We start from the raw sequence: 11732 nt of genomic DNA, 5'->3' as shown, positions 1-11732 counted from the left end.
GGAGAGGCAGAAACAACAGTACCCACGGGCCGCCGGCGCCCACCGCCCGGCCGAGGTTAACGCACAGCCTACCGGAATGAACGCGCAGCTGGCCGAGATGAATTCACGGCGAACGTCCGAGGGTCGGGCGGTACGGAACACGCCGGGCCTGACACGGAACGCATACGTTCGTCGCACGACATATCGGCCTGACCGTGCATGTGGGGATGAGGCGGACGTGGGCTGGCTGAGCACTGAGAGCATCGTGGCCGTACTCACCGCGGTGCTCGGCATCATGGCCTCCTTCGCCGTGGTCTGGTACGAGCGCCGGGTGCCTCGCCGCAGACGCATCGGCTACCGCGTGCAGATGGACACTCCCATCGGCAGCGACAACCGCGGTGGGCAGAGCCAGGCGGACATGCGGCTCGGCCTGTTCAACGACCTCCCCGACATGTCGGATGCCACCCTCGTCCTCCTGCGCGTCGAGAACGACGGCGCGGAGGGCATCACCGACACCGACTACACCAGCAACGGCCTCACCGTCGTCTTCGCCGAGCGAACTGTCAGGGGCGTCGCCGTCACCCAGTCCGGCGCCGAGCACCTGATGGACCACTTCGCCCCGCCGGGGGCCATGCGGCACAGCGGCAGCACGATCTCCCTGCCCCGCGTCCCGCTCAACCGCGGCCAGCACTACAAGCTGCTCGTGCTGCTCACCGGCGGCCAGGTCGGCAGCGGTGTCCGGGTCACCGGCGGGATCCGGGACGGCAATGTGGAGCTCAACCGCAGCACAACAGTCGACGACACCCCGCCCCTGTTCAGCAGACCCGCTCGTTGGATCACCATTCTGCTCACCATCTGCGTCATGGCACTGGCGGTCATCGTCGTCCGCCGGGACGTGCCGGCGCCCATCGGCTGCGCCACCGGAAAACTCACTGTCATCGGTTCGACGGCCTTCGCGCCGGTCGTACGAGAAATCGCCGAGAAATACGAGTCGGACTGCCCGGGCACGAGAGTCACGGTGAACCCGCACGGCAGCAACGAGGGTATCCAGGAGCTGGCGGAGGCCGCGGCCGAGACCACCGGCGGGCCGCCAGCGGTGATCTCCGTCTATGACGGTTCCAAGCCGGCCGGCTATCCGCAGATGACGGGGGAGCGCGTCGCGGTCTCCGCGTTCGCGCTGGTGGTGAACGACCGCGTGTCGACCGTGGATCTCACGGTCGACCAGATACGGAGGATCTACCGGGGTGACGTCCTCAACTGGAGCCAGGTCGGCGGCCCCGACCTGCCCGTCCTGTTGGTGAGCCGGGACGCCAACTCAGGTACCCGTGACCTGTTCCGGCGGCGCATTCTCGACGGGCTCGGAGAGCCGGCACTGACCTCGCTGGACTGTGAGCACAAGAACTCCCCGCAGGACAGGGTCGTCCGTTGTGAACTCGACAGCACCGAACGGGTGCTGCGGACCGTGGCGAAACTCCCCGGCGCCATCGGCTACAGCGAGCTGCAGGCCGCCGTCGCGTCCAGCGGCCTGCATGCTCTGCGTATCAACGGCCAGATGCCGTCGATCGAGACCATCGGTGGCGACGCCTACCCTTTCACGGAGATCGAGTACGCCTATACCTATGGCCAGCCGCCCGCGGGCTCCCTCACCGCCAGTTTCCTGAACTATCTGGCCAGGGGCGGTGGCCAGGACGTGATGAAGGCCCATGGGCATCTGCCGTGCTACAGCCCGGAGGGCTTCATACGCTGCCAGCGGTGACCGGCCCTTACCGGAAGCGGCTGGGCCACGGGGGCCGCCCGGGTGCGGCCACCGCGTGGGCGTGCGGTTACCGCGTGGGCGCGAAGACGGTGGCCAGGGCGGCCAGGGCGTCGGGCACGGCCCGGTAGTAGGCCCAGACGCCGCGTTTGTCCCGGGTGATCAGCCCGGCGTCCACCAGGACCTTCAGATGGTGGCTGACGGTGGGCTGGCTCAGGCCGAGGGGCTCGGTGAGCTCGCAGACGCAGGCCTCACCGTTCTCGTGAGCGAAGATCATCGACAGGAGCCGTAGCCGGGCGGGCACGGCGATCGCCCGGAGGACCGTGACAAGCCGGTCCGCCTCGGTGGCGGACAGCGGCGCCCTGGTCAGCGGGGTGCAGCAGGCCGTGGTGACGCCGGCGGCACCGGCGAGGCCGGGTGCGTCGGAATCCGCGCGCGCGTCGGGGCCCGTGGGCGTGGCGCGCGCACGGAGCGGGGTGGGCAGGGGTGCGGTCACCATGCCCTTCAGCATGCCCCGCCTATTGACAGCCGTCTATGCGTGGGGTCATCGTCACGTCTGGCAGGAAGACATTGATGCTGATCGATGCGATGAGGGGCTGATCGTGATGGCCAGGGTGCAACTGGCGCTGAACGTCTCCGACGTGGACGCGGCGGTCGACTTCTACACGAAGCTGTTCGGGGCCGGCCCGGCGAAGCGCCGGCCGGGGTACGCGAACTTCGCGGTCGACGTGCCGCCGCTGAAGCTGGTGCTGATCGAGAACCCGCGGGCCCGGGGCGCCGGGGTGGCCGGCGCGCTCAACCATCTCGGCGTCGAGGTCGCCACCTCCGAAGAGGTGGCCGCGGCAGCCGCGCGGCTGGCCGCGGCCGGGCTGGACACGGCGACCGAGAAGAACAGCACCTGCTGCTACGCGGTGCAGGACAAGGTCTGGGCCGACGACCCCGACGGCGCCCCGTGGGAGATCTACACGGTGCTCGCCGACGCCGACGCCGGACCGCTGCCGGGGACGGCGCAACCGGGCAGCGAGCCGGGCTCGGGATGCGGCTGCAGGCCGGTCGGGGAGCGCGGCGCGCCGACGTCCGCCGGCACGGCCACGCCGGTATCTCAGATGGCGGGGGAGCCGGCGAGCCCCGCACACGCCGCGAGGAGGGATACCGGTATGACGGATGCCGGTACGGCCGTACCGGTCGTCGCCACCGGCCCCATGGGCTCCTGATGGTACGGGAGCGGCCGGGCCCACCGCCGCTGGCGCGCCGGCTGGTCGCCGAGGCGGTCGGCAGCATGCTGCTGGCCGCCCTGGTGATTGGTTCAGGGATCGCCGCGACGCAGCTCAGCCCGGGACAGACCGGGCTGCAGCTGGTGGAGAACGCCGCGGCGACCGCCGCCGGCCTGTTCGCGATCATCCTGATGGTCGGGCCGGTCTCCGGAGGGCATTTCAACCCGGTGGTCTCGGGGGTGGACGCCGCGTTCGGCGGGCTGCCGTGGCGGGACGCCGCGGCCTACGTCCCCGCCCAGGTCACCGGCTGCGTGGGCGGAGCGGTGCTGGCGAACCTGATGTTCGAAGAGCCGGCGGTGTCGATCTCGACGCATCACCGGGCGTCCGGCGCGCACCTGCTCGCCGAGGTCGTCGCGACCGCCGGCCTCGTTCTGCTGATCTTCGCGCTGGCGCGCTCCGGCCGGGCTGAACGGGCCCCGGCGGCGGTCGGCGCCTACATCGGCGCGGCCTACTGGTTCACCAGCTCGACCAGCTTCGCGAACCCGGCGATCAGCATCGGGCGGATGCTCTCCGACACCTTCGCCGGGATAGCCCCGGCATCCGTCCCGGCATTCGTCGGCATGCAGGTGATCGGCGGCACGGTCGGCTACGCGCTGACACGCCTGCTCTATCCGCCGCCCCCGCCTGTTCCCGGCCAGGGCCCGCGGGTTCTGCCGCCTCGCGACCGGATCACCACCGCGTCCAACGGCGCCGCGTCGGACGGCCCGACGTCGGACGGCCCGACGTCCGATGGCCCGACGTCCGATGGCGCGGCGGCTGGGCCGGCCCTTGGCGTCCCACTGTGAAGACGCGAAGAAAGGGGAAGCGACGTATGTCCGGGAAGCCCTCGGTGCTGTTCGTCTGTGTCCACAACGCCGGGCGGTCCCAGATGGCCGCCGGCTGGCTGACCCGGCTGGCCGGCGGCGCCGTCGAGGTGCGCTCGGCAGGGTCGCTGCCGGCCGAGCGGGTCAACCCCGTCGCGGTGGCGGCCATGGCCGAGATGGGGATCGACCTTGGCGCTCAGACGCCCAAAGTCCTCACGCCGGAGGCGGTGGAAGCCTCCGACGTGGTGGTCACCATGGGTTGTGGGGACGCCTGCCCGGTCTTCCCGGGGAAACGGTACGAGGACTGGAAACTCGACGACCCCGCAGGTCAGGGCATCGACGCCGTCCGTCTGATCCGGGATGAGATCCGGGCCCGTGTCGAGAAACTTCTCCGGGACCTCCTGCCTCCCGGCTCCTGACGATCATTTCCGGTGCCCGCCCCACCGCCCGGCGGCGGCGCCCCGGGACGTACCAGCGCCACGGGAAAGCCGCCGGAACGCATGCCGAAGGAGACGCTCTGGCGGCCCGCCCGGTGCCCAGCCGGATGGGCCGTGTTTTGCTTCTTTCACTTCCGTGTAATGCGCTGGACCAGCATGATTGTCTGGTGGCTGTCGACCGGGGGTTACCGCTCGACCGGGTCGGCGAGCTGGCGGAACGGGCGCGTGCGGTGCTGGAGGGCCCGGCGCTGGGGGACGCCGGTGAGTCGTCGGAGCTGGAGCGGGCGCTCGCGACGGCCGGCGCCGAGATCCGTGCTGTGCTGTGTGCCCGTCCCGCACCCGACGCCCGGACGGCGGGCGAGCTGTGCCTGAGCCTGGTCGAGCTCAGACGGTTGCGGGGAGAGCTGCGCGAGCGCGCGGTGTCGGTGCGGTTCGCGGCGGTGGCACGGATCCATCGCGGGCTGGCCAGGCTGCGGGATTGTGGGACCGTTGCCGAGCTGCTGCCCGCGGCGGCGGCCGAGCTCGGGGCGTGCTGTGACTTCGACCGTGCGGTGATCTCGCGGCGCCGGGGGTCGACGTGGCGCGCCGAAGCGGTGTGGCTGGCCCCGGGGCTGGATCCGGACGTGTCGCGGGCGACGGAGACGTACCTGCGCGGGACGTGGATTCCGCTGGGTCCCGGCGTCCTGGAGACGGAGCTGATCCGCAGGCGCACCGCCGAGGTGATCGCGGCCGATGACCCGCGGACCAACAAGGAGCTGATGGCCGTGTCGGACAGCGTGGGATACGTGGCCTCGCCGGTGATGCCGGCCGGCCGGGTGATCGGTTTCCTGCAGGCCGACTGCTACGGGTCGCGGCGCGAGCTGACAACACTGGATCGTGACAATCTGTGGACGTTCGCCCAGGGCTTTGGCCTGCTGTTCGAGCGCACGGTGCTGCTGGAGCGGCTCGCCCGGCAGCGGGCCCAGGCCCAGGATGCCTTCGAGCTGGCCGAACGGCAGTTGCGGCAGCTCGCCGAGGACGAGATCCTGCTCGCCCGCAGTGACCGGGAGCTCGGCGCCGTCGCCTCCCGCGCCGCCGAGTTCTTCCGGCCCACGGCCGCCGCCGACGACCCGGTGGTGGGCCTGCTGACATGACGGCTCCATCCATGAGCGGCGTGAGCGGGCGGGCCACGGACCTGTTCGAGCGTGCCGCACGGCTGCTGGGCGTCACGCCGGAGCTCGGCCGCGCGGGCGCGGCGGACATGGCGGGCGCGGCGGACGCGCTGAGTGCGGCGGACGCGCTGAGTGCGGCGTGCACCGAACGCCTGCTGTCGGGTACGCCGGACGCCGAGTCGACCGCGGCGCTGGCCCGGCTGGTCTGCGATCTGCAGGACCTGGCCGTCGAGCAGGCCGAAACGCGGATGGCGTCGCGAGCGCGACGCATCGCCCGCTGCGAGCGGGGGCTCAGCCTGCTGCGTACGGTGATCAGCTCGAAGGCGCTGGAGGACCGGGTATGCGAGGAGACCGCGGCGAACTGCGGCTTCGCGCGGGTGCTGCTCGCACGCGTCGAGGACGGCGTCTGGCGGCCGTGGAAGGCCAACAGAGTGATACGGGACGAGCCGTGGTTCGCCGAATGGGCCCAGCGCGAGATCCCGTTGGACGACTTCGTCCTGGAAACGGAGCTGCTGAGCGAACGTCGGCCAGGCCTGGTGACGGACACCGCGGATCCGCGGGTACATCCGATCATCCGGGCAGGCGAGGCGACGTCGTATGTGGTGGCACCGATCACTCCCGCGGGGCGTGTCGTCGGTTTCCTGCACGCCGACCACGGCAGTGGCGGGCAGGCCTGCGACGAGACTGATCGTGATGTGCTGTGGGCTTTCAGTGAGGGATTCGGTCATCTCCACGAGCGCTCGGTGCTCGTGGAGCGCCTGCGTCTCCAGCGCGACCGGGTGCGCCAGACGCTGGCCGTCGTCGGCACCGCGCTGGAGGAGCTCACCGAGGCCGAGATCGAGCTTGTCACGGCTCCCGACGACGACACCCCCGTCGCCCGGACGGCGTCATCGGTGTTCCGCGGCGAAGGCGGTCTCGACGAGCTGACGGCCCGTGAGCGCGAGGTGCTCGCGCTCATCGCGGGCGGCGCCAGCAACCAGGAGATCGCCGAACAGCTCGTCATCACCGTCGGCACGGTCAAGACCCACGTCAAGCACATCCTCGCCAAGCTCGGCGCCGTCAACCGCTCCCAGGCGGTCGCGGCCTACCACGGCATCGCCCAGGACTGAGCGCCTCCGCGTCCACCGCCGGCGTCGGGGGCCTACCGGGACGCAGCGGCGTGGGTGTCACACGGCGCTGGTCCGGGCTGTTCGTCCTCGGCGAGCACGAGGCCGAGCAGGCCCGGGAAACGGGCGTCGAACTCGGCGCGGCGGAGCCGGCTGAGCCGGCGCGGCCCCTGGTCGACCTGCTCGAGCAGCCCCGTGGCCCGCAGCACGGCGAAGTGGTGGCTGGCGGTCGCCTTCGACACCGGCAGATCGAACGTGCCGCAGGCCCGGGTGAACTCCGGCTCGCCCGCCAACGTCCGCAGGATCAGCCGGCGGACCGGGTCCGCGAGAGCTTCCAGGGCGTCCTGGAGAGGCACGTCCTTCGGATCGGTGTGACGCAGAGTGCGGGTGCGCCGCGCCTGACCGGCCATCGTCTCCTCGAGTCCGTCTTCCCGAATCCCCTGTGTTCGACAGGTATCGTACACTGACGTCCATTCGACCGCTGTCGAACACATGAGGGAGATCGTCATGGCGATATCGCTGGGCCGGGTGGGCATCTGGTCCCCGTCGCACATCTGGGAGGACGACGCCGCCCACGAGGCCGCGGCGGAGCTCGACGCCGCGGGCTACGGAGCCCTGTGGCTCGGCACCGCCACACCCGGCCTGAGCCTGCCCGAGAAACTGCTCGCCGCCACGAACCGGCTGGTCGTGGCCACCGGGATCGTCAACGTGTGGACGGTCGACGCGGCGGAGCTGGCCGCCGGCTTCCACCGGCTGGCAACGGCCCACCCGGACCGCTTCCTGCTCGGGCTGGGCGTCAGCCACGCGCCGATCGTGGAGCGGCTGGGACGCTCCTACACCCGGCCGCTGGAGTATCTCGCCGGCTACCTCGACGCGCTCGACAACGCCGCCAAGCCGGTGCCCGTCGACCAGCGGGTGCTCGCGGCGCTGCGCCCGAAGGCACTCGCCCTGGCGGGGCAGCGGTCGGCCGGCGCCCATCCCTACCTGGTCACCCCCGAGCACACCCGGATCGCCCGCGAGACGCTCGGCGCCGGCCCGCTGCTCGCCCCGGAGCAGAAAGTCGTCCTGGAGACCGACCCGTCCACCGCCAGAGCTCTCGCCCGGGCCAGCGTCGGTTACTACCTGCGGCTGCCGAACTATGTGCGCAGCCTGCTGGCCCTCGGTTTCACCGAGGACGACGTCGCGGGCGGCGGCAGCGACCGGCTCGTCGACGCCCTCGTCGCCTGGGGCACCCCCGAGCGGATCGCGAAGCGCGTCGCCGAACATCACGACGCCGGCGCGGACCACGTGGCCGTGCAGGTCCTCGCACCGGATATCGACCTGGCCACCCGCGGCGGCCGCCCGCCCAGGCAGGCCTGGCAGGCCCTCGCCGCCGCGCTCCTGTGAAGAAGCCCTGCGGCCACGGCGGCTGAAGCCGACGCGGCGCCGGCCGGGAGAACCCCTGGAAGAGCGCGCTGGCTGCCGGGGCCCGGCTCGGTGCCGGCCGGTGATGAGCCACGTTCCGGGAGGCGGTGCTGTGGCGGTCGACCGGCGGGCCGGCGGTGATGCATGCCCAGCTTGAGCATCTGATTGCCCTGTCCGCTTGCCCTGTCCGCCTGGCCGAACATCACGATCCAGATCATGCCGTTCGCGCTCGGCGCTCACGTGGCCGAATGCGGAGCGTTCACCATCCTCCGCTTCCCGGGACCGGAGCCACCCGCGACGGACCAGACCGACGTGGTGTACCTCGAGCAGCCCATCGGAGCCCTTTTCCTCGACAAGCCCCACGAGGTCGACCGGTACCCGCAGGTCATGTCCCGCCTGGCAATAGCCGGCGCACCTGCGCGCACCACCGTGGACACGCTCACCCGGATCGTCCACGAGACATAGCCGTCGACCGGCCATCGTCCACGCCATCCCGCGGCACCGCTGTGACCAGCACCTCTGCCGACATCTGACCCGGTAACACGGTTGAAGACACGGCCCATGACCCAACGCCTTTATCCCGGCCTTCCCGCCCGGACGGACAGAGGCCCTGTCGGGCGACCGTCGACGTGCTGGTCACGCCCTCCAGCAGGACAACGTTGTTGACCCTGCCAGGGGAATAATCTACAGTAGGTCCAAATTCTGCGACAATGGCGATATAGGGGAGATCGCCGGATAGTCCTTCTGGTGTGCTCCGTCCCTTCGCGGCGGCCATCGGCTCGCCGGGCACATCACGCCCATCGCCATCCGGTGACATGACCCATGAATGTATGGCAGGCCGGACAGGATGGATTTGTCACGCTATCACCCCTGTGTGAAATAAGGCGCGACATCATCTCGCGTTGACAACTGCAAAAGGAGCATGTCTTGCACCGGAAATTGCAAAAGGAGTGTCATTTACGATCAAGGATGGGCCGCGTCGTCGCGGTCGTCACAGTGATCGTTGCCACGACCATCGTCATCGGCAGCGGCCCGGCGGCCGCGGCCACATATCCGGTGAACTGGGACGCGTTATCGGCCTACGCGTCCGGTCAGCTGAACGCCTCACCGCCCCCGGGTGCGAACGACTGGTCGTGCAGGCCGAGCGCGGCACATCCCGAACCTGTCATCCTCGTGCACGGCATCACCGAAAACCAGAACGCCAACTGGCAGGCGCTCGCGCCGATACTCGCCAATAACGGGTACTGCGTCTACACCATAACCTACGGAAGGCTCTGGTATACCGCCAACGCCGGTGGCATCGGCTACACCGGGAACTCGGCGGGCGAACTGAACGCCTTCGTCAACCAGGTGGTGTCCAGCACCGGAGCCGGCAAGGTAAAACTGGTCGGATACTCCGAAGGCGGATTTATCTCCCGGCTGTACATGAAGAACTATGGCACAACACACGTGTCGGCCTTCGTCGGGATCTCACCGGTATCCATGGCCCCGCCCACCATCAGCGGGCTGCTGACCGTCCTCAACCTGGTGCCCGGTTGGCAGACGATCGAACTACTGGGCTGCCCGGCCTGTTATGAACTGTCCACCTGGCCCGCGTTCAACGCACTGAACTCGCCGCAGGCCGCGTTCCCGAGCGTCACCTACACCAACATCATCACCACTCGCGACGAGGTGGCCACACCACCGGAAGCGGTGAGCTATCTGCCGGCGGGCCCCAACGTCACCAACCAGGCCGTGCAGACCTTCTGCCCCAACGACCCCGTCGGGCATGTCGGGATGCCTTACGACGTGACCACTGTCCAGCTGGTACTCAACGCCCTCGACCCCCAGCACGGCCAGCCCGTTCCGTGCGGGTCCGGGCTCCCGCTGTAGCGCTGGGCAATGAATGGGCGGCGCCGGGCCAGCACTTGCTTGGCCCGGTGCCGCCCGTCGTGGACTGGACGGCGGGAATCATTACAACAGCCACCGGCCACACCGGTCACTGCGCCAATATGCACCGTTCCGCACAGGCGCCGGCCCACTGCCCGAACCCGGCGTGCCGGTCCTCCGATATGATCGGCCCGGTGGGCTCGTCCACGAATACCGGCAGAATGACAGTTTGCTGTCATCTTCTCGACTCTCGGTCATCATCGCTGATGATCCCGGAGTAGAAACAGGTGTTCGGTCGGTGCTGGCGGGCGTGGTGGGGGACGCGGCGATAAACCGTACGGTCCATTTCACAGCAGGCGCCCCCGCCACGAAGGGAACCCGTGTGCCAATCCTGGTCACCGACCTCGACGGAACCCTGCTGGGCGGAGCCGCAACCGACCGACGGCGCCTGCGCGACACGCTGAACCGTCACCCCGAGGTAGTGGTCGTCTTCGCCACCGGGCGCGGTCTGCCCGCCATCCGCGAGGCGCTGGACGACCCGCTGGTGCCCAGGCCCCGCTGGATCATCGCCGACGTCGGCGCGACCGTGCTCGACGGTGTCGACCACATGCCGCTCCAACCGCTGCAGAACGAACTGCGAGCCGGCTGGCCCGGAACCGGGCGCATACGCGCCGCGCTGCGCGGCTTCCCCGCGCTGATCTACCAGGACAGTGTGCCGCAGGAGGGCCGCTGCTCGTTCTTCCTCCATCCCGGAGATCTCACGCCGGCCATCACCGATGCGGTGGAGGCGCTCGGCTGCTCCTGGAGCTACTCGGCGGACCGCTACTTCGACGTCCTGCCCAGGGGCGCGTCCAAGGGCAACGCCCTGGCCGCTCTCGCCCGCTCGCAGGGCTGGCCGACCGCCTCGATCCTGGTCGCCGGGGACAGCCTCAACGATCTGTCCATGTTCCGGATCGGTGCGCATGGCGTGGCCGTCGGCAATTCCGAGCCCACACTGATCGCCGCGCTGGACGGCCAGGAGGGCGTCCACCGGCCCCAGCAGCCCGGCGCCGCGGGCGTGTTACAGGCGCTGCTGGAGCTGGGCTGGGTCGAGGCCGGGTCCGGACAGCACAGCGTGGGCAGCAGGAGCTGAGGTCGGCGGAGCACTGCTGGACGACAGAGATAGGACGACAGAGATAGACGGTCTCCGCTACCGTCCGACAGAAGCAGCGTAGATCGCCCGTTGTGCTGATGAGTAACGCAGAAGCCCTGGTCAGGGACTACAGGGGGTCGACGGTCAGGAATCTCAAGGAGTTGCGTCCACGGTCGGGCCGTGATGTCGCGATACGGGTGATCTTTGTTTTCGATCCTGGTCGCAGGCGGTACTGCTGGTCGCCGGCAACAAGGCTGGTGACTGGTCGCGGTGGTACAGGACGGCGATCCCCGCGGCCGAGGTCGCGTATGGCGGATGGCTGGCCGTGGAGAGGAAGCGGCGGGAGGGCTCATGACCGAGTTCCATGACTGGGACGACATCCGCGCCGAACCGCACGACGGCGACGGTGAGGCGCTGGCCGCTGAGCGGGCGCGCACCGAGGCATGGGTTAGGGTCTGTTCTGAGTTCGGATCATGGGGTTGGTAGGCTGCGTAGCCAGAGGATGGATCCGCGCAGGTGGAGCCCTGCGGCGTAGCTTTCGGGTGTCTTGTCGTAGCGGGTGGCCAGACCCCGCCACTCCTTGATCTTGTTGATGCCGCGTTCCACGGTGTTGCGGTCCTGGAGAGCGTGGCGTCGTGGCTGACCGGGCGGCCTCCGGCGCTGCCGCGCTTCTTGCGGTTGGCCCTCTGGTCGGCCTTCTCCGGGATCACCGTCCGGATCTTCCGCTTACGCAGGTGGGCGCGGTGGGCACGGGAGGAGTACGCCTTGTCGCCGGCGACCGCGTCGGGGCGGGTCCGGGGCCGGCCGGACGGCCCACGCACTTC

At 69.9% G+C, this 11732-nt stretch carries 12 protein-coding genes and 1 pseudogene; 10 read left to right on the top strand and 3 right to left on the bottom strand.

The window, feature by feature from the left end; translation table 11 throughout:
• Positions 1–217: 217 nt before the first annotated feature.
• Positions 218–1735 carry a substrate-binding domain-containing protein gene (locus AC5LSR_RS03310; RefSeq protein WP_493468127.1) on the top strand — a complete coding sequence of 506 codons (1518 nt, stop codon included), beginning with the start codon at positions 218–220 and terminating at the stop codon, positions 1733–1735.
• Between the two features lie 67 nt (positions 1736–1802).
• On the opposite strand, the gene AC5LSR_RS03305 is transcribed toward AC5LSR_RS03310, so the two are convergent.
• Positions 1803–2231: an ArsR/SmtB family transcription factor gene (locus AC5LSR_RS03305; protein ID WP_250285554.1), complete on the bottom strand. Its 429-nt coding sequence runs from the start codon at positions 2229–2231 to the stop codon at positions 1803–1805.
• Positions 2232–2337: 106 nt separating this feature from the next.
• On the opposite strand from AC5LSR_RS03305, the gene AC5LSR_RS03300 reads away from it, so the two are divergent.
• From AC5LSR_RS03300 to AC5LSR_RS03280, 5 genes are all read left to right on the top strand, one after another.
• Positions 2338–2946, top strand: a complete 609-nt coding sequence (locus AC5LSR_RS03300) for an ArsI/CadI family heavy metal resistance metalloenzyme (protein WP_250285567.1) — start codon at positions 2338–2340, stop codon at positions 2944–2946.
• Entirely contained in the window at positions 2946–3791 is an 846-nt protein-coding gene (locus AC5LSR_RS03295; protein ID WP_250285555.1) for an aquaporin, read from the top strand. The genes AC5LSR_RS03300 and AC5LSR_RS03295 overlap by 1 nt, the downstream gene beginning before the upstream one ends.
• A 26-nt stretch (positions 3792–3817) precedes the next feature.
• Positions 3818–4228: an arsenate reductase ArsC gene (locus AC5LSR_RS03290; protein WP_250285556.1), complete on the top strand. Its 411-nt coding sequence runs from the start codon at positions 3818–3820 to the stop codon at positions 4226–4228.
• Positions 4229–4413: 185 nt separating this feature from the next.
• Positions 4414–5379 (top strand): hypothetical protein, encoded by a 966-nt coding sequence (locus tag AC5LSR_RS03285; protein WP_250285557.1) that lies wholly within the window; start codon positions 4414–4416, stop codon positions 5377–5379.
• An 11-nt stretch (positions 5380–5390) separates the two neighbouring features.
• On the top strand, positions 5391–6506 hold the full coding sequence (locus AC5LSR_RS03280; RefSeq protein WP_445548215.1) for a helix-turn-helix transcriptional regulator: 1116 nt from the start codon (positions 5391–5393) through the stop codon (positions 6504–6506).
• A 32-nt stretch (positions 6507–6538) separates the two neighbouring features.
• Here the strand turns inward: AC5LSR_RS03280 and AC5LSR_RS03275 are convergent, their stop codons facing one another.
• Positions 6539–6859: an ArsR/SmtB family transcription factor gene (locus AC5LSR_RS03275; protein WP_493468126.1), complete on the bottom strand. Its 321-nt coding sequence runs from the start codon at positions 6857–6859 to the stop codon at positions 6539–6541.
• A gap of 151 nt (positions 6860–7010) precedes the next feature.
• Here AC5LSR_RS03275 and AC5LSR_RS03270 point away from each other — a divergent pair, with 151 nt between their 5' ends.
• The 4 genes from AC5LSR_RS03270 to AC5LSR_RS03255 all read left to right on the top strand — a co-directional run bounded on the left by AC5LSR_RS03270 (position 7011) and on the right by AC5LSR_RS03255 (position 10908).
• Positions 7011–7889 carry an LLM class F420-dependent oxidoreductase gene (locus AC5LSR_RS03270; protein WP_250285559.1) on the top strand — a complete coding sequence of 293 codons (879 nt, stop codon included), beginning with the start codon at positions 7011–7013 and terminating at the stop codon, positions 7887–7889.
• Between the two features lie 183 nt (positions 7890–8072).
• Positions 8073–8372, top strand: a complete 300-nt coding sequence (locus AC5LSR_RS03265; protein WP_445548216.1) for a Scr1 family TA system antitoxin-like transcriptional regulator — start codon at positions 8073–8075, stop codon at positions 8370–8372.
• A gap of 504 nt (positions 8373–8876) precedes the next feature.
• A complete protein-coding gene (locus AC5LSR_RS03260; protein ID WP_250285560.1) occupies positions 8877–9779 on the top strand; it encodes an esterase/lipase family protein in 903 nt (300 codons plus the stop codon).
• 379 nt (positions 9780–10158) lie between these two features.
• On the top strand, positions 10159–10908 hold the full coding sequence (locus AC5LSR_RS03255; RefSeq protein WP_250285561.1) for an HAD-IIB family hydrolase: 750 nt from the start codon (positions 10159–10161) through the stop codon (positions 10906–10908).
• A gap of 471 nt (positions 10909–11379) precedes the next feature.
• On the opposite strand, the pseudogene AC5LSR_RS03250 reads toward AC5LSR_RS03255, so the two are convergent.
• Positions 11380–11732, bottom strand: a pseudogene (locus AC5LSR_RS03250) (transposase); the annotation flags it as partial.

Source organism: Protofrankia sp. CiP1_Cm_nod4 (assembly GCF_982290645.1).
This window is presented reverse-complemented; position numbering and strand designations above follow the sequence as displayed.